General features: G+C 58.8%; 23 protein-coding genes. 5 read left to right on the top strand and 18 right to left on the bottom strand.

Features of this window, described 5'->3' with window-relative positions; genetic code table 11:
- Positions 1–27 precede the first annotated feature (27 nt).
- Complete coding sequence (locus BWI95_RS14440) at positions 28–579, top strand: sterol desaturase family protein (protein WP_054803897.1); 552 nt, start codon at positions 28–30, stop codon at positions 577–579.
- Here the strand turns inward: BWI95_RS14440 and crtB are convergent.
- From crtB to lolC, 11 genes are all read right to left on the bottom strand, one after another.
- Positions 512–1,444 carry a 15-cis-phytoene synthase CrtB gene (gene crtB / locus BWI95_RS14435; RefSeq protein WP_076769700.1) on the bottom strand — a complete coding sequence of 311 codons (933 nt, stop codon included), beginning with the start codon at positions 1,442–1,444 and terminating at the stop codon, positions 512–514. The two genes, BWI95_RS14440 and crtB, sit on opposite strands and share 68 nt — an antisense overlap.
- Positions 1,441–2,922 (bottom strand): phytoene desaturase, encoded by a 1,482-nt coding sequence (locus BWI95_RS14430; protein ID WP_076769699.1) that lies wholly within the window; start codon positions 2,920–2,922, stop codon positions 1,441–1,443. Before BWI95_RS14430 ends, crtB begins: the two co-directional genes overlap by 4 nt.
- The gene (gene crtY, locus BWI95_RS14425) at positions 2,915–4,090 is read right to left on the bottom strand and encodes a lycopene beta-cyclase CrtY (protein WP_076769698.1); all 1,176 of its coding nucleotides are present in this window, start codon (positions 4,088–4,090) and stop codon (positions 2,915–2,917) included. Before crtY ends, BWI95_RS14430 begins: the two co-directional genes overlap by 8 nt.
- Positions 4,087–5,352: a glycosyltransferase gene (locus BWI95_RS14420; RefSeq protein WP_076769697.1), complete on the bottom strand. Its 1,266-nt coding sequence runs from the start codon at positions 5,350–5,352 to the stop codon at positions 4,087–4,089. Before BWI95_RS14420 ends, crtY begins: the two co-directional genes overlap by 4 nt.
- Complete coding sequence (fni, locus tag BWI95_RS14415) at positions 5,349–6,377, bottom strand: type 2 isopentenyl-diphosphate Delta-isomerase (RefSeq protein WP_054803898.1); 1,029 nt, start codon at positions 6,375–6,377, stop codon at positions 5,349–5,351. Before fni ends, BWI95_RS14420 begins: the two co-directional genes overlap by 4 nt.
- A 3-nt stretch (positions 6,378–6,380) precedes the next feature.
- Positions 6,381–7,298: a polyprenyl synthetase family protein gene (locus tag BWI95_RS14410; protein ID WP_076769696.1), complete on the bottom strand. Its 918-nt coding sequence runs from the start codon at positions 7,296–7,298 to the stop codon at positions 6,381–6,383.
- Between the two features lie 253 nt (positions 7,299–7,551).
- On the bottom strand, positions 7,552–8,373 hold the full coding sequence (cobB, locus tag BWI95_RS14405; RefSeq protein WP_054803899.1) for a Sir2 family NAD+-dependent deacetylase: 822 nt from the start codon (positions 8,371–8,373) through the stop codon (positions 7,552–7,554).
- A gap of 10 nt (positions 8,374–8,383) precedes the next feature.
- Entirely contained in the window at positions 8,384–9,301 is a 918-nt protein-coding gene (gene nagK / locus BWI95_RS14400) for an N-acetylglucosamine kinase (RefSeq protein WP_076769695.1), read from the bottom strand.
- 36 nt (positions 9,302–9,337) lie between these two features.
- Complete coding sequence (gene lolE, locus BWI95_RS14395; RefSeq protein ID WP_076769694.1) at positions 9,338–10,582, bottom strand: lipoprotein-releasing ABC transporter permease subunit LolE; 1,245 nt, start codon at positions 10,580–10,582, stop codon at positions 9,338–9,340.
- Complete coding sequence (gene lolD, locus BWI95_RS14390) at positions 10,582–11,283, bottom strand: lipoprotein-releasing ABC transporter ATP-binding protein LolD (protein WP_023481855.1); 702 nt, start codon at positions 11,281–11,283, stop codon at positions 10,582–10,584. Before lolD ends, lolE begins: the two co-directional genes overlap by 1 nt.
- Positions 11,276–12,475, bottom strand: a complete 1,200-nt coding sequence (gene lolC / locus BWI95_RS14385) for a lipoprotein-releasing ABC transporter permease subunit LolC (protein WP_076769693.1) — start codon at positions 12,473–12,475, stop codon at positions 11,276–11,278. The genes lolD and lolC overlap by 8 nt, the downstream gene beginning before the upstream one ends.
- Before the next feature lie 289 nt (positions 12,476–12,764).
- On the opposite strand from lolC, the gene BWI95_RS14380 reads away from it, so the two are divergent.
- From BWI95_RS14380 to ldtC, 3 genes are all read left to right on the top strand, one after another.
- The gene (locus BWI95_RS14380) at positions 12,765–13,838 is read left to right on the top strand and encodes an acyltransferase family protein (protein ID WP_076769692.1); all 1,074 of its coding nucleotides are present in this window, start codon (positions 12,765–12,767) and stop codon (positions 13,836–13,838) included.
- 110 nt (positions 13,839–13,948) lie between these two features.
- Positions 13,949–17,395, top strand: a complete 3,447-nt coding sequence (mfd, locus tag BWI95_RS14375) for a transcription-repair coupling factor (protein WP_076769691.1) — start codon at positions 13,949–13,951, stop codon at positions 17,393–17,395.
- 729 nt (positions 17,396–18,124) lie between these two features.
- Entirely contained in the window at positions 18,125–19,084 is a 960-nt protein-coding gene (ldtC, locus tag BWI95_RS14370; protein ID WP_076769690.1) for a L,D-transpeptidase LdtC, read from the top strand.
- Between the two features lie 80 nt (positions 19,085–19,164).
- Here ldtC and bhsA read toward each other — a convergent pair whose 3' ends face one another.
- Positions 19,165–19,422, bottom strand: a complete 258-nt coding sequence (gene bhsA, locus BWI95_RS14365) for a multiple stress resistance protein BhsA (protein WP_042715368.1) — start codon at positions 19,420–19,422, stop codon at positions 19,165–19,167.
- Between the two features lie 241 nt (positions 19,423–19,663).
- On the opposite strand from bhsA, the gene BWI95_RS14360 reads away from it, so the two are divergent.
- Entirely contained in the window at positions 19,664–20,299 is a 636-nt protein-coding gene (locus BWI95_RS14360) for a TetR/AcrR family transcriptional regulator (protein WP_076769689.1), read from the top strand.
- Positions 20,300–20,815: 516 nt separating this feature from the next.
- On the opposite strand, the gene BWI95_RS14350 is transcribed toward BWI95_RS14360, so the two are convergent.
- The 6 genes from BWI95_RS14350 to lpoB form a co-directional block, all read right to left on the bottom strand.
- Positions 20,816–21,355: a glycine zipper 2TM domain-containing protein gene (locus BWI95_RS14350; RefSeq protein WP_023481678.1), complete on the bottom strand. Its 540-nt coding sequence runs from the start codon at positions 21,353–21,355 to the stop codon at positions 20,816–20,818.
- A 191-nt stretch (positions 21,356–21,546) separates the two neighbouring features.
- Positions 21,547–22,851, bottom strand: coding sequence for an NAD(P)/FAD-dependent oxidoreductase (locus BWI95_RS14345; protein WP_076769688.1), 1,305 nt, complete (start codon positions 22,849–22,851; stop codon positions 21,547–21,549).
- A 259-nt stretch (positions 22,852–23,110) separates the two neighbouring features.
- Positions 23,111–23,653: an alpha/beta hydrolase YcfP gene (gene ycfP / locus BWI95_RS14340; protein WP_054803905.1), complete on the bottom strand. Its 543-nt coding sequence runs from the start codon at positions 23,651–23,653 to the stop codon at positions 23,111–23,113.
- Between the two features lie 35 nt (positions 23,654–23,688).
- Complete coding sequence (gene nagZ / locus BWI95_RS14335; RefSeq protein ID WP_054803906.1) at positions 23,689–24,714, bottom strand: beta-N-acetylhexosaminidase; 1,026 nt, start codon at positions 24,712–24,714, stop codon at positions 23,689–23,691.
- Positions 24,715–24,725: 11 nt separating this feature from the next.
- The gene (thiK, locus tag BWI95_RS14330) at positions 24,726–25,541 is read right to left on the bottom strand and encodes a thiamine kinase (protein ID WP_054803907.1); all 816 of its coding nucleotides are present in this window, start codon (positions 25,539–25,541) and stop codon (positions 24,726–24,728) included.
- A complete protein-coding gene (gene lpoB, locus BWI95_RS14325) occupies positions 25,522–26,175 on the bottom strand; it encodes a penicillin-binding protein activator LpoB (RefSeq protein WP_054803908.1) in 654 nt (217 codons plus the stop codon). Before lpoB ends, thiK begins: the two co-directional genes overlap by 20 nt.
- Between the last annotated feature and the right edge of the window lie 7 nt (positions 26,176–26,182).

The following is a 26,182-nucleotide window of genomic DNA, read 5'->3' as shown; positions in this document are numbered from 1 at the left end:
TGGATGTCCGGTTAATAAGGGATACCGATGCTCGTCTTATGGAACACGCTGATCACGCTTGCCACTGTTGCCGCGATGGAGATTATCGCCACGCTTGCGCATAAATATGTCATGCATGGCTGGGGATGGGGCTGGCACCGCTCGCACCACGAACCGCGCACCGGCGCGTTTGAAGTCAACGATCTCTACGCCGTGGTCTTCGCTCTGCTGGCGATTGTGCTGATCGCCCTCGGCACCGCCGGTTTCTGGCCGTTACAGTGGATTGGCGCAGGCATGACGCTGTATGGCGCGCTCTACTTTATGGTGCACGACGGGCTGGTGCATCAGCGCTGGCCGTTTCGCTACGTGCCGCGCCGCGGCTACCTGAAACGCCTCTATATGGCTCACCGGCTGCACCACGCGGTGCGCGGCAAAGCCGACTGTGTATCGTTTGGTTTTCTCTATGCCCCGCCGGTTGAGGATCTGCAACAGACCCTGCGCCAGCGCAAACGGGCGGAGCATGAGGAGAAGGTCAGCGCGCGTGAGGACGCTGCCACAGGTGAGCAGGACGCGGCGCAGGCCGCGACAGACGGGAAGTAAGCGCCATTCCCGCGCCTTTCGCCAGTAAACCGAGCTTCTCGGGCTTGCTGGTGCCCTGGCGCTGTTCCCACGCTGCCGCTCCGGCGGCCATCACTTTAATACCAATCTGCCGGTAGACGCCGTGCGCGGCGGCAATCGCCCACGCCGAGCGCAGCGGCAGACGGCGCAGTCCCGCTTTCGCCGAGGCGTAATAGGGTTCAGCGGCCATCACAAGCCTGCGTGCCAGCCGCGCGATATGTTGCCGTTTCGCCGGGTCGGCAATCTCCCTGGCCGTCATCCCCTCCTCCGCCAGCCACTGCGCAGGCAGATAACAGCGCCCATTTTCCGCATCTTCAACAATGTCGCGGGCAATATTGGTTAACTGAAACGCCAGCCCTAAATCGCAGGCGCGATCGAGCACCGCCTCATCGCGCACGCCCATGATCCACGCCATCATCAGGCCAACCACGCCCGCGACGTGATAACAGTAGCGCAGCGTATCGTCAAAGGTCTGGTAGTGGGTCTCGCGCACGTCCATCGCGAAGCCCTCGAGATGCGCAAAGGCGAGATGAGCGGGCATTCCATGGCGCGTGACCACCTCCTGGAAAGCGGCAAACGCCGGTTCGCTCATCGCCTCGCCGTCAAAGGCGCGCTGCGTCTCAACGCGCAGCATCTCAAGGCGCGCCAGCGCGCTCTCCTGCTGCGGCACTTCAGTGCGAAAGCCGAGCTCCTGCTCATCGATCACATCATCGCAGTAGCGGCACCAGGCATAGAGCATCAGCGCGCTGCGCCGTGTGGCGGGATCAAACAGCTTCGAAGCGGTAGCAAAACTTTTCGAGCCGACGGTTATCGTCTCCGTCGCATGGCTCATTAACGCATCATTCATCCGCTAAGCGCCTCGACCATCAGCCCCGCCGTCGCTTTCGCCGAACCGATCACGCCAGGAATGCCCGCGCCAGGGTGAGTCCCTGCGCCGACGAGATAGAGGTTGTCGATCTCGCTATCGCGGTTATGCGGGCGGAACCAGGCGCTCTGGCGCAGGATCGGCTCCACAGAGAAGGCGGAGCCCAGGTGCGCGCCAAGCTGGTCGCGGAAATCGACCGGGGTAAACATGCGCTCGGTGACCAGCTGCTCGCGCAGGCCGGGCATATAGTGCTGCTCCAGATAGGCAAAGATGCGATCGCGCAGGCGCGGCCCTTCGACAGCCCAGTCGATCTTCGCCGTGCCAAGGTGCGGCACCGGCGCAAGGACGTAGTAGCTGCCGCAACCGGGCGGTGCCAGCGAGGGGTCGGTAACACAGGGCGCATGCAGATAGAGTGAGAAATCCTCCGCCAGCGCTTCGCCGTGGAAGATCTCCTCAATCAGCTCTTTATAGCGCGGCCCAAAGCAGACGGTGTGGTGCGCCAGCTGATCGTGGTGATGATTGAGACCAAAATAGAGCACAAACAGCGAGTTGCTCATGCGCTTACGCTTCAGAGAGGCGGCGCGTTTCACCCCGGTCGGATGGTGGCCGAGCAGCTTCTCATAGGTGTGCACCACATCGGCATTCGACGCGACGGCGGCGGCCGCAATACGGCGACCATCTTTTAACTCGACGCCGGTAATACGTTTCCCGTCTGCCTCCAGCTTGCTTACTTCGGCGTTCAGCTCCAGCGTGCCGCCGAGATCTTCAAACAGCTTCACCATTCCCTGCACCAGCGCCCCGGTGCCGCCGCGGGCAAACCAGACGCCCCACTCCCGCTCCAGGGCGTGGATCAGCGTATAGATCGACGAAGTGGCAAAGGGGTTACCGCCCACCAGCAGCGAGTGGAAAGAGAACGCCTGCCGCAGGTGCTCATCTTCAATAAATTTGGATACCATGCTGTAGACGCTGCGCCACGCCTGTAAACGCATCAGTTGCGGGCCAGCGCGCAGCATATCGCGGAAGGAGAGGAACGGGACGGTGCCAAGCTTCAGGTAACCCTCTTTAAACACTGCTTTCGAGTAGTCGAGAAAACGGCGGTAGCCCTCGACGTCGCGCTCGTTAAAGCGGCGGATCTGCGCTTCAAGTCGCGCCTGATCGTTATCGTAATCAAACACCTTCCCCTGCTCCCAGCAGAGGCGATAGAACGGCGTCACCGGTAGCAGGTCGACGTAATCCGCCATCTTTTTACCCGCCAGGGTAAAGAGTTCTTCAATGGCGCTGGGATCGGTAATCACCGTTGGCCCGGCGTCAAAGGTAAAGCCCTGATCCTGGTAGACATAGGCACGGCCGCCCGGCTTGTCGCGCTGCTCCAGCAGCACGGTCGGCACGCCCGCCGCCTGCAGGCGAATGGCTAACGCCAGCCCGCCGAATCCGGCCCCGATGACGATGGTTTTATTCATGATTGAAGGCTCGCAGTTCAGGTGTGTGTTTAAGTACGGCGCGCATGGCTTCGCCCACCGGTACCGGCGGTTTTCCTGTCAGGATCCGCGCTTTATCAAAAAAGGTGAGTCTGTCGGCGTAGAACCGGGCGATGAGCGCCGGGTTGAGGCCATAAAAACGCTGCATCACCTGCCAGCGCGCACTGGCGTCACCCGCCAGAAACAGCATGCGGTTGAGCATGCGGTAGAAGCGCTGCTGGCGCCAGACGCGCTCAGCATAGTGCTTGATCAGGGTAAAGAATTTGTCGCCCTCAGGCACCGGCTGCTCAGCAATAAGATCCGCCAGCGCCACCGCGTGCGGCAGGGAGTAACCGGTAGTGGCGTGAAACAGCCCGGCGCGCAGGCCGCTACAGGGCTGCGGCGCGCGCGACTGCCAGAAGGCGCGGATATCGCCATCCAGCGTGATCGGCAGGTTGCCCTGCTCTTCACGCACCAGCGTTGTCAGCGTCCAGTCCTGCTGGCGCGCGTAATCCGCAATATGCTGGCGCGCCTCATCGCCGCTGAGGGTGGGCCGGTCAATATAGTGGGTATCTTCGATCAGCACCTCGCGCGCCGAGAGCGGCAAGGTGTAGACAAAACGGTACCCGTCCGCCTGGCTGACAGTGGCATCCATCAAAATCGGCTGCTGAAGCTGATGCGGCTCGGCAAGCTGCCAGTGCTGGCCGAGAAAAGATTGAAAGCCGGGCGTCAGATGGGCATCCGGCAGGTAGCCGCGCCCGTCAATCACCGCCCCGGCGTGCAGCGTTTCGCCGCTCTCAAGGATGACGCTCTGCGGCGTCAGGCTCGCCACCGGCGTGTCGGTTAGCAGCGCAGCGCCGAGAGTTTGGGTAATTTTCTGTGCGAAGTGCTCTGAGCTGATGCTGAGATAGCCGCCTTCCAGCGTGCGCTGGCGCGCCGGGAAACGCACTTCGTACCCCGGCCAGCGGTGGCTGACCAACGGGGCGATCCAGCGGTGCTGTGCCTCCGTCAGATCCGCCTGATGGAAAGACCAGGTGTGATTGCCGCCCGGCTGCGCGCCCGCTTCAACCATCAGCAGGCGCAGATCGGGCCGGGCATGATGCAGGCGCCAGGCGATAAGGCCATTCGCCAGCCCGCCGCCGACGAGGATCAGATCCCAGCGCGGGCTCATAGCGCACCCGCCATGACCGGCTGCCTGCTGGTCAGCGCAAGTTCAACAATCTGCGCGGCGCGCGGCGCACCGCCCGCCTCCTGTAACGGTTGCTGCATCGCGGCAAGCCTTGCGGCGTAACGATTATCCGCCAGCAGCGCGCGCAGGTTCTTCTCCACCCGCGCACTGCTGGCAAAGCGTGACACCCGGCGACCAATCTGGTGGTACTCCACCCGCGCCGCAACACCGGGCTGATCGAAGGCCAGCGGGATCACCAGAATCGGTGTGGTGCTATTGATGGCGTCCATCACCGTATTCATGCCGCCGTGGGTGACCACCACATCGGCGTCACGCATCACCGCCGTCTGGTCAGCAAAGTCGGTTACTTCCGCTCCGCGAGCGATCAGCTTTTCCACCTGGCGCGCGTTCAGCCCGCCGCAGTGGGCAATCAGTAAGCGCACATTCATGCCCCGACAGGCGCGGGCAATGGTGCGAAACAGCCGGTAGCGGTGCCCCTGCAAGGTGCCGAGCGAGGCAAAAATCAGCGGGCGTTCAGCGTGAGATTGGCTAACAGGTGCGATCGCCTGCGGCTGGCGCAGCGGCCCGACCGCGTGGAACCAGGCGGGAAGCTGGCGCGGGAAATCGAAGCAGGCCAGCGTCTGGCTGATCTGCGCCAGCGGCGAGAGGCACTCATGCATCGCGTTACGCTCAGGGATGCCAAAGCGGCGCGCATGTCGGGCAATCACCGCGTTCTGGCGCGCCATTACCTTGTCATAAACCTGGGTGCTGGCGCGGTAGAGTTTTTTGCGCCGCTCGCCGGGCGCATAGCGAAAAGGCATCACCGGCAGCGGAATAGTTTCATCCCGGTTAACGGGCAGCGCGCAGGCGACGGAGACAAACGGCAAGCCCAGCGACTCTGCCGCCAGCCCACCGGCAGGCTCCATCTGATCGACAATCACCCCTTCTACGCCAAGCTGCGTCAGCGCCGCAGGCAGCGTGTGACAGAGCATATCGGTGGTGCTCGCCAGATCGTTTATCAGGCGAATGATGCCCGGCCCTGCGGGATGGGCCATCAGGCGTAAAGTGCGTTGCAGACGGGCGGGCGGATGGCTCATTTCGCCAACCGCGCAAAAGCCGATGCGCGGATCCTGCAATAACTGCTGCGCCCCGGCCTGATTAACAAAGGTGATGCGGTGTCCGCGCGCGATAAGCGCCTGCGCCAGCGCTTCCAGCGCGCGCATATGACTGTAGAGCGGCGGCGAAATCACAGCATAGTGACTCATGCTTCACGCACCAGCGTCGCCTGGCGTAGCGCCTCCAGGTTAGCGCTGCCGGTGCAGAAACAGGCGACACGAAGTTGATCGATTACCACCTGGAAGTGGGCGGCGACGGTTTCACATGAGACGGTGGCGCTGCCGAGCACGGCCGCAGCCTGGCCCACCAGCGACGCACCCAGCCGCAGCGCTTTCGCCGCGTCTATACCGTTAGCAATACCGCCGGAGGCGATAAGCGGCATCTCCGGCATCGCCTGTTGCAGGTCGGTCAGCGCCTGCGCGGTCGGAATGCCCCAGTTGGCAAAGGCCATTGCCACGGCCCGATGATGAGCCTGCGCGGCGCGCTCGCCCTCCACCGCCGCCCAGCTGGTGCCACCTGCCCCGGCGACATCAAGCATCGCCACACCGGCGTCGCGCAACTGGCGCGCAACGTTGACGGATAATCCGGCACCCACCTCTTTCACCACCACCGGAACGGGCAGTGCCGCCACGGTTTTCTCAATCGCCGCCAGCACGCCGCGCCAGTCGCGATCGCCACCGCTTTGCAGCGCTTCCTGCAGTGGATTGAGGTGAATAATCAGCGCGTCGGCTTCAATCATCTCCACCGCGCGACGGGCATAATCCACGCCGTCAGGCCCGGCAATCTGCGCCGCGCCAAGGTTCGAGAGCAGCGCGATATCCGGCGCCAGCTGGCGCAGTTCACGGGTTAAACCCGAGTTCTCTCTGCTCTCCAGCGCCACGCGCTGTGAGCCAACCCCCATCGCCAGACCAAGCTGCTGCGCGGCCTGCGCCAGATGGCGGTTAATCATCGCCGCACGGCTGGCGCCGCCGGTCATGGAGCTGATCAACAGCGGCGCGCGCAGGGTTTTGCCAAACAGCCTGCAGCCGAGATCGATCTCATCCAGATGCAGCTCCGGCATCGCGCAGTGTTCAAAGCGCCACTGCTCAAAGCCGGTGGTGCGTTTCATGGCGCTGTGTGGGCTGTTAAGGACGATATCGAGGTGATCGTTTTTACGTTTCGCCAGATCCTTCATTCGCTAGCACCCCGGCAGCGTCGTCGCCCGGCTCTCGCCAAACAGCGTCATCTGTTTATCGAACCAGGCGCGCATAAAGCGGCGCGTAGAGACGCCGCGCGGGCAGGCGTTGGCAAGGTGTTCATCGGCGCTACGCAGATGGTCGCTCAGGCGCTGATGCACCACCTCCGCGCCCAGCATCGCCACTAGCGTCGATTTACCATCATCTTTATTGAGATCTTTCCCGGTGCCGTTCAGCCCGTCGGTGAGATCGTCCATCAGCTGGAAGGCCTGGCCGAGATCGAGGGCAAAACAGCGCAGCCGCTCACGTACCTGCGGCGAAGCCTCGGCCGCAATGGCTGCCATTTGTAGCGTGGCATCAAACAAGCGGCTGGTTTTCAACTCATTGGTCAGCTGGATAGCTTCCGGGCTGCGCGCCTTGTCGCCCTCATGCAGATCGAGAAACTGCCCCTGCACCAGGCCCTGAAGCCCCACGGCAGTGGAGAGTTCCGCGACCGATGCCGCTTTGCAGGCGGCAGATAAGCCCTGCGCCTCTGCCACCACGCCAAAGGCGCGGCTCAGCAGCGCAACGGCGGCCAGAATGGCGACGTTTTCACCATACTGGCGATGAATGGTCGGGCGTCCACGGCGCAGCGCGGCGTTATCCATGCAGGGGATATCGTCCAGCATCAGCGAGGCGGCGTGCACCATTTCGACGGCACAGGCGAGATCGAGCAGCCCACGCTGGTCAACATCGCAGCCAAGATCGTGCGCGGCCAGCATCAGTAACAGCGGGCGAACACGCTTGCCCGCCACCAGGGTACCTTCGCGCATCGCGCTGTAGATCTGATCCTGCTGCGCACCGGCGGGTAACAGGTGATCGAGGCGTTGTTGCAGCGCGTCGCGTAAGGTCTGCAATTGGGCGTCGTGGTTGAGATTCATCGTGGCTGTCCCTCGTTATCCTTGAAGCGATGGCCGGGTAAATAAGTCAGAGCATGAGGGCAGCGGTTAGCCTGCTGCGCTCGTCGGAGTGCGTAAAAAACTCCGCGCAGCCTGGGCGCTAATCTCTGCGGTGTCGTATTGGCAAAGCGTAGCGTAGATTGGGACATTTGCTCCGTAACGAGCGAATTCATAAGAATTTTTACATTATTACAACATAGCCGCCCGGTCAACCTTGCGCGACCGGGCGAGGCGCTTATAACCCTTTCAGCAGCTTGTCGACGAATGCCGGAACAACCTCGCTTGCCAGCCCATACTGCTTCTCTTCAAACTCGCTGCCGACCTGGCTCGGTTCGAGGTTGAGTTCAACGGTATGTGCGCCGTGCAGCTTCGCCTCATGGACAAATCCGGCGGCGGGATAGACATGCCCGGAGGTACCAATGGCGATGAAGAGATCCGCCATCGCCAGCGCGCTGTAGATCTCATCCATGCCGAGCGGCATTTCGCCAAACCACACCACGTGCGGGCGCAGCGGCGCGGGGAACTGGCAGCAGTGGCACTTATCCTCTTGGGTGACATCGCCGGTCCACTCCAGCACCTGCCCGCTCTGCGAACAGCGCACCTTCAGCAGCTCGCCATGCATATGGATAATGTGCTGATTCCCGGCGCGCTCATGCAGGTTGTCGATATTCTGCGTGATCAGCAAAAAGCGATCGCCCAGCGCCTCTTCCAGCTTCGCCAGCGCCAGATGCGCAGCGTTTGGCGCGATCTCCGGCTGCTGTAGCTGGCGGCGGCGATCGTTATAGAAGCGCTGCACCAGCTGCGGATTGCGGGCGAAACCTTCCGGCGTCGCCACATCTTCCACATGATGCTCTTCCCACAGGCCATCCGCAGCGCGGAAGGTTCGGATACCGGATTCAGCGGAGATCCCCGCCCCGGTTAACACAACAACTCTCGGTTTTTCCATTACGTCATGCACCATTATGTCGCGGAAAAAAATTCGCTGGCGTAAGCGCTCGCGCAGGCGACGCTTGTTGCGGCGAAAACGGCTGAGACGATGTGAACGTCGCGATTGCATGGGCATCCTCTCAGGGGTGGTCTGCAAGGTGAAGGAAGGCCGCGCCGCGCATACCGCCCGCGTCGCCGTGGCGCGCGCGTTCGATACGGGGAACGTCGCCGGCCGGTAACAGATGCGGCGCGATGCGATCCGGCAGCAGCCGGGTCAGCGCGCTGAAGTTGGATAATCCGCCGCCAATCACGATCAGATCCGGGTCGATAATCGTCAAAATATTGCCAAGGCACACCGCCAGCAAGTCGACGTAGCGCTCAACGTGCGCCCGCGCGTTTGCCTCGCCCTGCTCCCAGCGCGCGATAATTTCCGGCGCTGTCAGAGTCTGATGATAGAAGTGTTGGTAGAGCCACGCAAAACCGCGACCGGAGAGATAGTTCTCAATACAGCCGATGTTGCCGCAGCTGCAGCGCAAAAGGGGAAAATCAAAGCCCATCAGGGAGAGTGCATCGACGGGCAGGCGAATATGGCCAAATTCGCCGGTGATAAAGCGCCGCCCGGGGATCGCTTTACCGTTAAATACCAGCCCGCCGCCGACGCCGGTGCCAAGGATCAGCCCCATCACCAGCGGATAGCGGCGGAACTCCTCATCCCAGGCCTCAGAAAGGGTAAAACAGTTGGCATCGTTATCGATACGCACGTCGCGATCGAGCAGATGATTGAGATCGCGGCGCAGCGCCTGCCCGCTGGCGGCGGGCAGATTGGCGGCATAGAGCGTGCCATCGGCGGTTTCCGGGATCCCCGGAATGCCAATGCCGACGCTGCCCTTTACGCCGCTGCGGCGATCGGCTTCCGCCACCAGCGTGGCGATAGCCTGCAGAAAGGCGTCGTAACTTTCGTGGGGCGTGGCAATACGCGTTTCCCACTGTAACCGCCGCCCGGCGTCAAAGAGGCCGAGCGCGATTTTACTGCCGCCAATATCAAACCCGTAGTGCATTGCCACTCCTTCGTTGTGGCGCCGTGACCCGCGGGATTACTGCCCGCTCAGCACCCTTGCCGGATCGATGTTGCTTGCCCGGCGCGCCGGATACCAGCTCGCCAGCAGGCTCAACAGCAACGCCGTTACCAGCACGTACACCACATCCAGTGGATGGAGTTCCGACGGCAGGAAGTCGATAAAGTAGATATCCCCCGACAGGAACTGATGGCCGATAAGCTTCTCAATACCGTTAATAATCGGCGTCAGCTGTAACGAAACAATGACGCCAATCACCGCACCGCAGAGGCTGCCAAACAGCCCCGCCAGCAGACCGTACCAGACGAAAATCGCCCGGATCAAGCCATCTTTCGCGCCCAGCGTACGCAGCACGGCGATATCACCGCTCTTATCTTTCACCGCCATTACCAGCGTCGAGACGATGTTGAAGCAGGCGACGCCAATCACCAGCACCATCGCCAGATACATAATCGCGCGGATCATTTGAATATCGCGGTACATGTAGCCATATTTGCCGATCCAGCTTTTGATATAGACATAGCTGTTGGTCACTTCGCCCGCGTCGCGCACCAGCTTTTGGGCGTTAAACACGTCGTTCACTTTAATGGCGATGCCGGTGACGCTACTGCCCATATCGAGATAGTTCTGCGCATCTGCCAGCGGGATCATCGCGTAGTTGTGATCGAGCTGGCCGCTCAGTTGCAGAATACCGGTGACATGCAGGCGCACGCGTTTCGGCTGCAACAATTTATGCGCATCGTCAGAGTTGGGGATCATGATCGAGACCCAGTCGCCCTGCTTCACTTTCAGGGCGTCTGCCACCCCTTTGCCGAGGATGATCTGCTGGGAGCCGGCGCTAAAGCTTTTCCACGCATCGCCCTGCACAAACTTCGGCAGCGCGCTGAGCTGCATCTCCTGCGCCGGATCGACACCTTTAACCTGAATGGCGCGCAGGTTGGCCCCGCTCTCCACCAGCCCGGTAAAGTTGATATAGGGCGCGGCAGCAGCGATGCCCGGCACTTTTTGCACTTTGCCGAGCACCGTTTCCCAGCCGTTCCACGGCTGATTCACCGGCTCGATTTCGCCATGCGGCACCACCGCCAGAATGCGGTTGTTCAGCTCACGTTCAAAGCCGTTCATTGCGCTCAGGCCAACAATCAGCACGGCCACACCGAGCGCAATGCCGACGGTGGAGATAACCGAGATCAGCGACACCATGCCGCTGCGACGGCGGCCGCGGCTAAAGCGCAGGCCGATTAATAATGACAGCGGGGATGCCATTACTCAGCCCCCATCAGGGTCAGGTCAGTTTTCAGATGGCCATCACGCATCTCCAGCTGGCGGTTCATGCGCTTCGCCAGTTGCAGATCGTGGGTTACCACCAGGAAGGCGGTGCCCTGGGCGCGGTTCAGCTCACCGAGCAGTTCAAAGATGCTGTCAGCATTGCGGGCATCGAGGTTGCCGGTCGGTTCATCCGCCAGCACCAGACGCGGGTTGTTAACCAGCGCGCGGGCAATGGCGACGCGCTGACGCTCACCGCCGGAGAGTTCAGACGGACGGTGGCTGGCGCGGTGCTCAAGGCCAACGGCACGCAGCATCTCGCGGGCGCGGGTGTCGATCTCAGCCGGTTTTTTCTTGCCAATCAGCAGCGGCATCGCCACGTTTTCCAGCGCGGTAAAGTCCGGCAGCAGGTGGTGGAACTGGTAGATAAAGCCCAGCTCGCGGTTACGCAGCTCGGCCTTCGCCGTGGAGGAGAGTTTGCTCATCGGGCGGTCGCCAAAGATGACGTCGCCGGAAGTCGGCGTATCCAGCCCGCCGAGCAGGTGCAGGAGCGTACTTTTCCCGGAGCCGGAGCTGCCGACAATCGCCATCAGCTCCCCTTCCGCCATGCTGAAGCTGACATTGTGCAGCACATCGGTCTGCACGCTGCCTTCCTGATAGCGTTTGCACAGGTTGTCGCATTGCAACAGGATCTTATTCATAACGTAAAGCCTCAGCGGGTTGAGTGGCGGCAGCGCGCCAGGAAGGGTAAAGCGTCGAAAGTAGCGCAATGGCCATCGCCACCAGCGCAATGCCAACCACCTGCAGCGGATCGATCGCCACCGGTAGCGCCGCGCCGTCGAGCAGCGCGCCGATAATCGGCATTAAATTATTTAACTGGCTGGCCAAAAGCGCCCCCAGTCCGGCACCAAGCAGCGCACCGATAATCCCGGCGCTGGCGCCCTGCACCATAAACACCGCCATAATCTGGCGCGGCGTTAAGCCCTGGGTTTGCAGAATGGCAACCTCGCCCTGCTTCTCCATCACCATCAGGCCAAGCGAAGTGATGATGTTAAAGGCGGCAACGGCGACGATCAGGCTCAGCAGCAGCCCCATCATATTTTTCTCCATGCGCACGGCCTGGAAGAGCTCGCCTTTACGATCCCGCCAGTCGTGCCACTGGGTGCCTTCCGGCAGCGTTTGCTGGCTGAGCACATCCACTTTCAGCGGCTCATTGAGCCATAAACGCCAGCCGGTGATATTGCCCGCCGGGTAGCGCATCAGGCGCGAGGCGTCGTCGATATTGACCAGCATCTGGTACTCGTCCACTTCGCTGTTAGCAGCGAACGTGCCCGCCACCGTGAAGAGGCGCTGGCTCGGCAGGCGTCCCATTGGGGTGAACTGGCTGGCAGAGGGGACCATCACGCGGATTTGGTCACCGCGGGTAACGCCCAACTGGCTGGCCAACTGCTCGCCGAGAATGATGTTGTATTTACCCGCCTGCAGCTGGTTTTGCTGCACGTTTACCAGAAACGGCGTCAGCGGATCTTTTTGCGCCGGATCGATACCGAGTATCACGCCAACCGCGACGCTGCGCGCGCTTTGCAGCACCACATCGCCGGTGGTCAGCGGGGCAATGCGCGACACGCCCTGCAGTTTGACGCTGCTGGCCGGAAGCTGTTGCGGGTTGAGCGAGCCTTTTTGGGTCGTCAGGGTAGCCTGGGGCATCAGCCCGAGGATGTTGTTTTGTAGTTCGCGCTCGAAGCCGTTCATCACCGATAACACCGTCACCAGCGCCATAACGCCCAGGGTGATGCCAATGGTTGACAGCCAGGAGACAAAGCGGCCAAAGCGGTCCGCCGCGCGTCCACGCATATAGCGTAGACCTATGAAGAGAGTGACAGGCTGATACATGAAATCCGTCTGGTTGCTGTGAGCAGAGTCAGGAGTATATAAGCGAAAGGTGAGAGCGTAAATGCGTGATACCGTAAGAATTCATAGGATTAATGTCAAAAAAAGTCGAAAAATCAAATTGCTACTTTCGCCAGAGCGCGTGTTGTGCGCGAGAAAATGACCGATCAGTCAATTTTTAACCCTCCACTTATTCCGAAAATGAATATATCCAGACTCTTTCCCGTTACATTCAGCGTTTGTATGACCAGGATCGTTTGCCGGGATTATGGCAACAACAGGCACAAAACGAATGAAACAGAAGACATTATGGATAAACCAGATAAAAGGACTTTGCATTTGCCTGGTGGTGATTTACCACTCGGTTATTACCTTTTATCCACACCTCTCGGTCTTCCAGCATCCCTGGTCAGAAACGCTCTCCAAGTGCTGGATCTATTTCAACCTCTATCTCGCGCCGTTCCGCATGCCGGTGTTCTTTTTTATCTCCGGCTTTCTGATCCGCCGCTATATCGATGATGTGCCATGGAAAGACGCCATCGATAAACGGATCTGGAGCATTGTCTATGTGCTGGCGCTGTGGGGTGTATTGCAGTGGGTGGGCCTAAGCCATCTTAACGACTGGCTGGCACCGGAGCGCGATCTCAGCAACTCGTCAAACGCCGCTTATGCCGACAGCTGGCAAGGATTTTTATACGGCATGCTGACCGCCACTACCAGCCTCTGGTATCTCTACGCGTTAGTGGTCTACTTCACGCTGTGTAAACTACTCAGCCGCTGGAAAGTGCCGATGCTGGCGCTGATGATTGTGGCAAGCCTGGCAATTAACTACCTGCCGCTGCCGTGGTGGGGAATGAACAGCGTCGTGCGCAATATGATCTTCTACAGCCTCGGTGCCTGGTACGGTATGCAGGTGATGGAGTTTGTTAAAACCGTCTCGCTGCGCCGCTACGCCCTGCTGTTTGCTGTCGCCGTGGTGGTAGCGTTTGGGCTGTGGATGTTCAATATGCCGCTGCCGCTCTGCCTGCTGTCGATTGTCGGCATCATGCGCCTCTTCCAGGAGATGGAGAAACGCTTCCCGCCGAGCGAGAAGAGCCTGCTCAATGTTGTCGGCTCCAATACGCTGGCGATTTACACCACCCACCGCATACTGGTCGAGGGCTTTAGCCTGGCGCTGCTCAAACCGCTTAACGCTGGCGTCTGGCCGCCTGCGGTCGAGCTGGCGGTGCTGATTGCCTATCCGGCGGCGGTGCTGCTGATCTGTACGCTGGTCGGGCTGATGGTGCGTAAACTCTCCTCCGCGCTGTTTGGCGATCTCTTTTTTACCCCGCCAACAAAGCACCTTTCGGCGGCGACAGCACGCTGACAGGGCGATTTCTTGGCTAAACTCACGTAATCACACATAATCCTCGTATTGCGTATCAAGGATATGCCCCCATAACGGGGGTATATCCATAATGAGATCTTCATATCCCCATGCCTGAACAATACCGTTATTCCCTGCCGTCAAAAGCGGGTGACCAGCGCCAGTTTGGCGAGCTTACCGGCGCGGCCTGCGCCACCGAAGTGGCAGAAATCATTGAACGACACGCCGGTCCGGTTGTGCTTATCGCCCCGGATATGCAGAACGCGCTGCGTTTACATGATGAGATCAGCCAGTTTACCGATAACCTGGTGATGAACCTCGCGGACTGGGAAACGCTGCCCTACGACAGCTTTTCGCCGCACCAGGAGATTGTCTCCTCCCGCCTCTCCACCCTTTACCAGCTGCCTGCGATGCAGCGCGGTGTGCTGATTGTCTCAGTCAATACGCTGATGCAGCGCGTCTGCCCGCACAGCTATCTGCACGGTCACGCGCTGGTGATGAAAAAGGGGCAGCGCCTGTCGCGGGATCAGCTGCGTACGCAGCTTGATAGCGCCGGTTACCGCCATGTCGATCAGGTGATGGAGCATGGCGAATACGCCACTCGTGGCGCGCTGCTCGACCTCTTCCCGATGGGCAGCAGCCAGCCTTACCGCCTCGACTTTTTCGATGATGAGATCGACAGCCTGCGCCTGTTTGATGCCGATACCCAGCGCACGCTCGAAGAGGTGGAGGCGATTAATCTGCTTCCGGCCCATGAGTTTCCGACCGATAAGACGGCCATCGAGCTTTTCCGCAGCCAGTGGCGCGATAAGTTCGAGGTGAAGCGCGATGCAGAGCACATCTATCAGCAGGTGAGCAAAGGCACCCTGCCCGCCGGGATCGAATACTGGCAGCCGCTCTTTTTCAGCGAGCCGCTGCCGCCGCTCTTCAGCTACTTCCCGGCGAATACGCTGCTGGTGAATACCGGCGATCTGGAAGCCAGCGCCGAGCGTTTCCAGCAGGATGCGCAGGCACGCTATGAGAACCGCGGCGTTGATCCGATGCGCCCGCTGTTACCTCCGGAAGCACTATGGCTGCGGGTTGATGCGCTGTTCAGCGAACTGAAAAAATGGCCGCGCATTCAGCTCAAAAGCGAACAGGTGGCGGATAAAGCGGGCCAGATTAACCTCGGTTACCAGAGCCTGCCGGATCTCTCGGTGCAGGCGCAGCAGAAATCGCCGCTGGATAATCTGCGTAAATTCCTTGAGTCCTTCAGCGGCCCGGTGGTCTTTTCCGTCGAGAGCGAGGGGCGTCGCGAAGCGCTGCTCGAACTGCTGGCGCGCATCAAAGTTGCGCCAAAACGCGCTCTGCGTCTGGATGATGCCAGCGCGCCGGGCGCGTGGCTGATGATCGGGGCCGCCGAGCGCGGGTTTATTGATACGCTGCGTAACCGGGCGCTGATTTGCGAAGGCGATCTGTTGGGCGAGCGCGTTGCGCGCCGCCGCCAGGATACGCGCCGCACCATCAACCCCGATACGCTGATTCGCAACCTCGCTGAGCTGCATGACGGCCAGCCGGTGGTGCACTTTGAGCACGGCGTCGGTCGCTATGCCGGGATGACGACGCTGGAAGCGGGCGGCATCACCGCAGAGTACCTGATGCTGACCTATGCAAACGACGCCAAACTCTATGTTCCGGTTTCGTCGCTCCATCTCATCAGCCGTTATGCTGGCGGCGCGGAAGATAACGCCCCGCTGCATAAACTGGGCAGCGATGCCTGGACGCGGGCGCGGCAAAAAGCCGCCGAGAAGGTGCGCGACGTGGCGGCGGAACTGCTGGATATTTACGCCCAGCGCGCGGCGAAATCGGGCTTCGCGTTTAAACACGATCGCGAACAATACCAGCTCTTTTGCGACGGTTTCCCCTTCGAAACCACCCCGGATCAGGCCCAGGCCATCAATGCCGTGCTGAGCGATATGTGCCAGCCGCTGGCGATGGATCGGCTGGTGTGCGGCGATGTCGGCTTTGGTAAAACCGAAGTGGCGATGCGCGCTGCCTTCCTTGCTATCGAGAACAATAAGCAAGTGGCAGTGCTGGTGCCGACCACCCTGCTCGCCCAGCAGCACTTCGATAATTTCCGCGACCGCTTTGCCAACTGGCCGGTGCGCATCGAGATGCTGTCGCGTTTTCGCAGCGCCAAAGAGCAGGCACAGATCCTTGAACAGGCCGCCGAAGGGAAGATCGACATTCTGATCGGCACGCATAAGCTGCTGCAAAGCGATGTGAAAATGAAGGATTTGGGGCTGCTGATCGTCGATGAGGAGCACCGTTTCGGCGTGCGGCATAAAGAGCGTATTAAAGCGATGCGCGCCGACGTTGATATCCTGACGCTCACCGCGACGCCGATCCCGCGCACGCTGAATATGGCGATGAGCGGCATGCGCGATCTGTCGATCATTGCGACACCTCCCGCCCGACGTCTGGCGGTGAAAACCTTTGTTCGCGAATATGACAACCTGGTGGTGCGCGAGGCGATTCTGCGTGAAGTGCTGCGCGGCGGCCAGGTTTACTACCTCTATAACGATGTGGAGAACATCCAGAAAGCGGCCGACCGGCTGGCGGAGCTGGTGCCGGAAGCGCGTATCGCCATTGGTCACGGCCAGATGCGCGAGCGTGAGCTGGAGCGGGTGATGAATGATTTCCACCATCAACGGTTTAACGTGCTGGTCTGTACCACCATTATCGAAACCGGGATCGATATTCCCACCGCCAATACCATCATCATCGAGCGCGCCGACCACTTTGGCCTCGCGCAACTGCACCAGTTGCGCGGTCGCGTCGGGCGTTCGCATCACCAGGCCTATGCCTGGCTGCTGACGCCGCATCCGAAGGCGATGACCACCGATGCGCAAAAACGCCTTGAAGCAATCGCCTCGCTGGAGGATCTGGGCGCAGGCTTTGCGCTGGCCACTCACGATCTGGAGATCCGCGGTGCGGGTGAGCTGCTCGGTGAGGATCAGAGCGGGCAGATGGAGACCATCGGTTTCTCGCTCTATATGGAGTTGCTGGAGAATGCTGTCGATGCCCTGAAAGAGGGGCGCGAGCCGTCGCTGGAGGATCTTACCAGCCAGCAAACGGAGGTGGAGCTGCGCATGCCTGCCCTGCTGCCGGATGATTTTATTCCTGATGTGAATACGCGCCTGTCGTTCTATAAACGCATTGCCAGCGCGAAAGATGAGAATGCGCTGGAGGAGATCAAGGTGGAGCTGATTGACCGCTTTGGCCTGCTGCCGGATGCGGCGCGTAATCTGCTTGATATCGCCATGTTGCGCCAGCAGGCGCAGAAGCTGGGGATCCGCAAGCTGGAGGGGAATGATAAAGGCGGCCTGATTGAGTTTAACGAGAAGAACCACGTTAACCCGGCGTGGTTGATTGGGTTGTTGCAGAAGCAGCCGCAGCATTTCCGCCTCGATGGCCCGACGCGATTGAAATTTTTCCAGGAGTTGAGCGAGCGGAAAAACCGCATGGAGTGGGTGCGCAACTTTATGCAGCAGCTGGCGGAGAACGCCGTTGCCTGATGGCGGGTTAGCGCCTCTGCGCGCCTTTTTGCCGGATGGCGGCGTACCGCCTTATCCGGCCTACGGGATCGCAGCCATGCATTATCCGGCACGATTTTGTAGGCCTGATAAGCGCAGCGCCATCGGGCATGTTTTGGGAGCCAGGATCGAACATCCTGCCCGCTTTATTGCCGGATAGCAGCGTTGCCTTATCCGGCCTACGGGATCGTGCTCTTTTGTAGGCCTGATAAGCGCAGCGCCATCAGGCATGTTTTTGGGAGCCAGTGGCGAACATCCCGCCCGCTTTATTGCCGGATGGCGGCGTTGCCTTATCCGGCCTACGGGATCGTGCTCTTTTGTAGGCCTGATAAGCGAAGCGCCATCAGGCATGTTTTTGGGAGCCAGGGTCGAGCACCCTGCCCGCTTTATTGCCGGATGGCGGCGTTGCCTTATCCGGCCTACGCGATCGCAGTCATGCATCATCCGGCACGGTTTTGTAGGCCTGATAAGCGCAGCGCCATCAGGCATGTTTTGAGAGCAAGGGACGAATATCCTGCCGGATTTTTGCCGGATGGCGGCGTACCGCCTTATCCGGCCTACGGACCGAATACCTTTGTCCATTATCCGCGTCTTTTTTTGTAATATTTACAAATGCTTTGCAATAACCAGGGTTTCCAGACGAACCCGATGAGCATAATCCTATTGAGTTGTCTTATAGAAATAACCTTATGATTTACATGGATTATGATCATGTTCAAAATGTCGCGCTTCGCTCACTGGATGACGCTGTTCGCCGTCGCCGCTATGCTTATCTTTGCCCTTCCCGCCCGGGCGAATACCTGGCCGCTGCCGCCTGCGGGCAGCAAGCTGGTAGGCGAAAACCGTTTCCATATTGTTGAGAACGATGGCGGTTCGCTGGAGGCGATCGCCAAAAAATATGACGTTGGCTTTCTCGCGCTGTTACAGGCTAATCCCGGTATTGATCCCTTCGTTCCGCGCGCCGGTAGCGTTGTCACCATCCCGCTGCAAACACTGCTGCCGGATGTGCCGCGCAGAGGGATTGTTATTAACCTCGCCGAGCTGCGTCTTTACTACTATCCCCCCGGAAAAAATGAGGTCACCATCTATCCGATCGGCATTGGTCAACTGGGCGGCGATACGCTGACGCCAACGATGGTGACCACCGTTTCCGATAAACGGGCCAACCCAACCTGGACGCCAACCGCCAATATCCGCGCCCGCTACAAAGCGCGCGGAATCGAGTTACCGCCGGTGATGCCAGCCGGGCCGGATAACCCGATGGGCCATCATGCGATTCGCCTGGCCGCTTACGGTGGCGTTTACCTGCTGCACGGCACCAATGCCGATTTTGGTATCGGTATGCGCGTCAGCTCCGGGTGTATTCGCCTGCGGGATAGCGATATTGCCGCGCTGTTTGCTGCAATCAGCCCCGGCACGCCGGTGAATATCATCAATACGCCGATTAAAGCCTCCGTCGAGCCAGACGGCACGCGGCTGGTGGAGGTGCATCAGCCGCTCTCCGAATCGATCAATGACGATCCGAAAACGCTGCCGATCCCGCTCAATGCGGCGATGAAGACGTTTCAGGCTGAAAGCGATGCGGCGGTGATGGCGCAGGCTATTGAGCTGCGCTCGGGTATGCCGGTGGACGTGACCCAGCATGCGCAAGAGAGTATGCAGGCGATGTAGCGCCCGCGCATAAACAAAAAGGCCCTGCACGTTGTGCAGGGCCTTTTTTATTGCAGTGGCGTAGCTCGAGGGTGGTGAGCTTATTTGTAGAGCACTGCGGTACCGTGCAGGCGATCGGAGCCGGTCACGGAAGTAATACGGTAAGAGGACGCGCCCAGCTGTTCGGCTTTCTCAGCCACTTTTTTCTCAACGGAGGCGAGGTTGGTGCTGCCGGTCACGCCAATGGCGGTCAGCTCCTGCTGCCCGGCCGGTGCGGACTGCACCTCAACGGCGGCAAAGCTGGCGAATGAGAGAGTACTTAAAACAGCAGCGGTAAACAGCGTATTGATGGTTTTCATAATGATTGTCCTGATGCAGGTGAACGGGGGTCGTTAAGCATTAAGTTAACGATCGATAGGGAAATCATAAGTGTGATCTATATCACCCGTCAATATTTTTTTATAACGATCACTAACTAATTTAAATAGTTCTTAATTTTCATAAGCATATGATTTATTAATATGTGCGGTTTTGCGGCTGGTCATTCACCAGGATTATTTTTATAATGGCTATTCAACAAACCAACAAAGAAGCGGCGATATGACCAGTGAAGTCAGCAGTTGTACGAAAAAAAGCCGTGGCCGACCGAAAGTGTTCGACAGGGAAGCGGCGCTCGATAAAGCCATGACGCTATTCTGGCAGCATGGCTATGAAGCCACATCACTCTCCGATCTGGTAGAAGCGACCGGGGCAAAAGCACCGACGCTCTACGCAGAGTTCACCAATAAAGAGGGGCTGTTTCGCGCAGTCCTTGATCGCTATATCGCCCGTTTCGCCAGGCAGCATGAAGCGTTACTGGAGTGCGAAGAGAAGCCGGTAGAACAGGCGTTGCTGGACTATTTCTCTGCCATCGCAAGGTGTTTTACCAGCACCGATACGCCCGCGGGCTGCTTTATGATTAACACCTCCGCGACGCTTGCCGCCTCGTCGCAGGAGATTGCGAAGACGATTAAAACGCGTCATGCCCGCCAGGAGGAGACATTGCAGCACTTCCTCGCGCAGCGGCAGGCGAAAGGCGAGATCCCGGCAGGCGTGGATATCGCCTCCCTTGCGCAGTTTCTTGGCTGCATCTTACAGGGCATGTCCATCAGCGCCCGCGAAGGCGCAAGCCTTGAGAAGCTGCTGCAAATCACCCGCACCACCCTGCGCCTGTGGCCAGATTTGATCAAAGCGTAATAAAAAATGAGACGGAGTTCCGTCTCATTTCCTCTCTGTGATAGTGATTGCACAATTCAACGATAGGTAAAAACTATCAGCCATTTTCCCGGCTTTGCTATGCTTAATTGTGATTATTGCGTCGCTAATCATTGTCGGCGGCAATATAAAACAATAAGTATGTTTTTCAGGCGTCACTTTTCCCTTGCACTCACTCTACGCGTAGTACCGATCATTTTTATGAGGATAAAGGGTCTTTTACTGACTAATCACATGCAGAAGGAAATGGAAATGATTTTGCTATTACCATTCATCAAAGTGTTAATAGTAATTACATTGTTATTTGGTCTGTGGGTCTTGCTGGGTGGCTCGGTACTGTTTGCATTTGTCTCTGTCCTCATTACCGGATTGCTGGTTGTTCGCCAACAAGACTTTATTTAACAACGAAAAAGCCCCGCATGATGCGAGGCTTTTTTATGGCAAAAAAAGGCTCCTCAGCCTGAGCGATGAGGAGCCAATATGCAGAGTACTGCTTTTTTATGCTTTGTTATTCAGAATCAGCTGACCGTTGTTATCCAGCGGAATCTGCGTGCCAGGATCTTTATCCATGCGGATTTTCCCCTGCTGGTCGCCGATTTTATAGGTCACGTCATAACCGAGCATTTTTTCCGATTTGTCATATACCGTGCTGCAGCGTTGCTGAGTGGTCGTGTAGGTATCCCTCTCCTGCATACCGCCCTGAATCTGGTTGCCTGCATAACCGCCGCCTAACGCACCGACGACGGTCGCTACATCGCGTCCGCGCCCGCCGCCAAACTGATGGCCAAGCACACCGCCTGCTACCGCACCCAGCACGGAACCGGTAATACGGTTCTCATCCTGCACCGGACGACGATGCGTTACCGTGACATTGCGACACGCCTCTCGCGGCGTTTTCACCGTCTCTTTGATCGGCGTGGCTGATACCACCTGCGCATATTGCGGCCCGCGATCGAAAACATTGAGGCTGGCGACTGCGGCAACGCCCAGTGCAGCGGCCACGCCAATACCGATACCCGCTAACATTGATTTATTCACAGGATTCTCTCCCTGGTTGGCTATTGGTAACAATTTTGCAATGGTGCAAGAGGGCAGCCAATCAGAAATCGCGCAAAAATAGGGGTTCGGCAGGTGAAAGCAGAGTTATTCAGAGTTGTCTGAGCGCTAAAGGCACATCAGGCAGAGGGATATGCTGCTCCCGCGCCAGAAGGCGGAGAGCAGCAGAAGGATCAGTGGAGTTTAAGGCGCGGGCGGATCACGCGGTTGATACTGCCCACCACCATCATCAGCCCGGTTTTGAAGTAACCGTGCAGCGCCACCTGGTGCATACGGTAGAGCGAGATATAGACGAAGCGCGCAATACGCCCTTCTACCATCATCGAGCCGCGCATCAGGTTACCCATCAGGCTACCGACGGTGGAGAAGTTAGAGAGCGACACCAGCGAGCCGTGGTCTTTATAGACGTAATTCTTCAACGTCTTGCCTTTGATCTGCGCGAGGATGTTATGCAGCGCAAGGCTTGCCATCTGGTGCGCAGCCTGGGCGCGCGGCGGCACAAAACCGCCCTCCGGACGTGCGCAGGAGGCGCAGTCGCCAATGGCGTAGATATCCGGGTCGCGCGTGGTTTGCAGCGTCTGCTCCACTACCAGCTGGTTGATGCGGTTAGTCTCCAGGCCGCCAATCTCTTTCATAAAGTCCGGCGCTTTGATGCCCGCAGCCCACACCATCAGGTCGGCCTGAATATACTCACCCTCTTTGGTGTGCAGACCGCCCTCGTCGGCGCTGGTGACCATCGTCTGAGTGAGAACGCGCACGCCCATTTTGGTCAGCTCATTATGCGCAGCGCCCGAAATACGCGGCGGCAGCGCAGGGAGAATACGCTCGCCCGCTTCCACCAGCGTTACGTTCAACGCCTCGTTGGTCAGCCCTTTATAGCCGTAGCTGTGCAGCTGTTTGACCGCGTTATGCAGTTCAGCTGACAGCTCAACGCCCGTTGCCCCGCCGCCGACAATAGCGATATTCACTTTGCCGTTTGCGCCAAGGTTAGCGGAGTATTTCAGGAACAGGTTAAGCATCTCCTGATGGAAGCGACGCGCCTGGTGCGGGTTGTCGAGGAAGATGCAGTGCTCTTTCACGCCCGGGGTGTTGAAGTCGTTAGAGGTGCTGCCCAGCGCCATTACAAGCGTGTCATACGCCAGCTTGCGCTCCGGCACCAGCAGATCGCCCTTCTCATCACGCAGTTCAGCCAGCGTCAGCGTTTTGCTTTCGCGGTTGATGTCGATAACGGAACCGAGCTGGAACTGGAAATGGTGATTACGCGCATGCGCCAGATAGCTCAGGGCATCGACGCCTTCATCGAGGGAGCCGGTCGCCACTTCATGCAGCAGTGGTTTCCATAAATGGCTGTGATTGCGATCCACCAGGGTGATTTTCGCTTTTTTACCGCGACCCAGCTTCTTGCCTAACTGCGTTGCCAGCTCAAGCCCGCCAGCACCACCGCCTACAATCACAATTTTTTTCAATGGTGTAGTCAAAGTGACCCCCTAAAATATTAACCAATTGTTAACTAAAAGTTATAAAAATAGCCCTTAATTAACAATGGTTTACGCGCTGGCAACTAAGCATTGACCACGAGAATATCACGAACGGTTCAATGGTCATACCAAAATTGATATATATCAAGTTTTGCTGCCGCAAAGATGAGCACGTGTAGCCGTGCCGGCGCAAATTACGCGCTAAAGGGGTTGAAAAAAGAAGTGCTGCGGCAGGGGGAAACCTGCCGCAAAGGGGGAATTAACCGAGGGTTTTGAAGGCCTTAATGCGCTGCAGATGCGGTGAGATGTTTTTGAACTTATGGGACTGCGCTTCGTCCCAGACGATCTCGTAATAGTGGTGCAGCTCATTTGAAGTGCGCTGGCTGTCCAGCGCCTCATCCTGACGCGAGAGGATAACCAGACAGCGGTCGCGGTTCTTTTCACGAAAGTTGGCGACGCACTTGGTGGCAATATCCCGGTACTCTTCCGGCCGGTCGATCTTCCCTTCCATATTTTCATAAGGGAAGAGATTGGGGTTGAAGATAACCTGGCGGATATCGCAGAGAAAACCGATGCGCTCTGCCCAGTAACCGCCCAAACCGACGCCGCAAATCAGCGGGCGCTCATCGACGTTGAGCTGCAGCATTTTATCCACCTCTTTGAGCAGATGCTGCATATCATGTTTCGGATGCCGCGTGCTGTAGCTAATCAGCCGGACATCGGGATCAATAAACTGCAGTTGCAGCACCTTTTCGTGGTTGCCGGGGCTGTTCGAGTCAAAACCGTGTAAATAGATAATCATGGTATCCTCACCACTTCGACGGTTTGTCCGCAGGGTTAATGCGCAGCTTTATGCGCCTGCCAGCGTTCGTGCAGCTGTTCCAGCTCGTGGTGAGCCGCTTTCCAGCGCGCCGAACTCATCAACTCCTGACGAGAAAAAGAACCTTTATGATACAAATGTGTAACACGCTCTGCATTGATCGGTGACAGGTTATCCAGTACCTCAACGGCACCTTTACGATTATTACAGACCAGGATCATATCGCAACCGGCATCCAGCGACGCCTGCCCGCGTTCAGCGTAGCTGCCCATGATCGCCGCCCCCTCCATCGAGAGATCGTCGGAGAAAATCACGCCGTCGTAACCCAGCTCACCGCGCAGCACGGTTTTCAGCCACCAGGGTGAGCCACTGGCCGGACGCGGATCGGCATCGGTGTAGATAACATGCGCGGGCATAATGGCATCCAGCTTGCTCTGCTCAATCAGCGTCTTAAAAATAGACATATCTTTCGCGCGGATCTCCGCCAATGGGCGCGGATCGAACGGCGTCTCTTTGTGCGAGTCTGCGGTTACCGCGCCGTGGCCCGGGAAGTGTTTGCCGGTGCTTTTCATGCCTGCGCTGTGCATGCCATCAATCACGCGGGTGGCCAGCGTTAACGCTTTCTGCACATCCGCATGGTATGAACGCTCACCGATCGCCGCGCTGATGTGCCCGACATCAAGCACCGGCGCAAAGCTGATATCAATATCCATGGCGATCATTTCGCTCGCCATCAGCCAGCCCGCCTCCTGCGCCAGTCGACCACCCTCTTCCATGCCAAGTAGCGCCGCGAAAGATTGCGCCGCCGGCAGGCGGGTAAAGCCGTCGCGAAAACGCTGCACGCGCCCGCCCTCCTGATCGACCGCCACCACCAGCCGGTGGTGGGAAGCCGCGCGGATCTGGCGCACCAGCTCGCGCAGCTGTTCGGGATCGTGATAATTCCGGGTAAAGAGGATCAAGCCGCCAACCAGCGGATGCGCCAGGATCTCGCGCTCCTCCGCATCCAGTTCGTACCCTTCAACATCCAACATCACTGGACCCACACTTACCTCTCTTATCCTTCAGACTGAAGCTGACGCCATATTTCATTCGCCAGCATAATAAATTGTTGATCGCCGGTCTGCTGCCAGCGGCGTTCATACCAGCCGACCATTAGTATTAACACCCATGGCCGCCAGCGCTTAACCTGCCGCCAGAGCAGAGGCGGATCGATATCCGCCTGACTGGCATAGCGCGCGGCAATCTCAGCGCGCTGCGCCTCGTTTTCGCACCAGATCCCGGCCAACTCCAGCGCCACATCGCCGTCGCCGGCATACTCCCAGTCGATAAGCCGCAGCCCCTTTTCGCCGTGCACAATATTCCCGGCGTGAACATCCATATGCAGGGGCGCAAGGCGCAGCGGCAGTGGCTCACGCTGACGCCGCAGCCGTTTTAGCTGCCGCAGCCAGAAGGGTGTGCGCCGTGCGGGCGCGCTGCACTGCCAGTCGCGCTCCAGTAGCGGCAATAGCGTGATGCGCCAGCCGAAGCATTTTTGCAGGTGCAGATCATACAGCAATCTCGCCAGCGCGTCGGCCTGCGGCAGCGCGGTGTCGATCGTGCCGGGAATATAGTCGATCGCCATCCAGCCAGCCGCGAAAAAAAGGGGCTGCGGCGCAATAGTGGCAGGAAGATGGCGCAACAGACGATACTGGCGCAGAAAGGAGGCTGGCGCGGCCTGATGCTGATGGCGAAGCACCAGCGTCTGCTGCCCGTCGCTTATCAGACAGCTCCCGCCGCTCAGCCCAACATGCTGGCTGGCGACGGGAGCGTAGTGCGGAAAGTCGCGTGACAGGATGGCGTCACGCGTCAGATTACTGCTGTTGAACGGCACCTTTACCTGACCAGATAATCTCGCCGGTCTGCACCAGCATTAACTGCATTTGCAGCGAAGGCGCATTGGCATTGCCGGTTGCGTTGGAGTAGAGCACATACTGTGCGCCGACGTTGCGCGCAATGCCCATTGCTTTGCTGCGCGTGCCGAGGCTGTCCTGCGGCGACAGGCCGAGCTGCTGCTTGGCGACCGCCAGCTGCTGGGCGGTAATCAGGGTGAATTTACCGTTGTTTGCCAGCGCGTTATGCACCACTTCTGTTGCTTCACCGGTGTTAATCGAACCGTTAGTGCGGTTGTTTACGCTGTCCACCAGCAGAACGCTGCCAGCATTGGCACCGCTGGCCTGCAACATTTTGCCCACCATCGGCTGTACTGCGCCGTTCCAGTCGTAATGACGCTCGCGCGGCGTCGGCTGGCCGTTCTGATCCTGATGTTCAATCGGGCCTGGCTGCTGCGGCAGCGTTGGCACAGAAGGCACGCCCGGAATCGGCTGCTGCGGCTGCTGAGGTTGCGCCGGTTGCGTCGCGCCACCGCCTGCCTGCTCAACTGGAGCCGGTTGCTGGTCGGTGATACAGCCTGCAAGCAGCATGGCAAGTGTGGTCAGTAACGCGTAGCGTCCAATGGTCTTAATCAAGTGTCAC

The sequence above is a fragment of the Kosakonia cowanii JCM 10956 = DSM 18146 genome (genome assembly GCF_001975225.1).
GTDB lineage: Bacteria > Pseudomonadota > Gammaproteobacteria > Enterobacterales > Enterobacteriaceae > Kosakonia > Kosakonia cowanii.
This window is presented reverse-complemented; position numbering and strand designations above follow the sequence as displayed.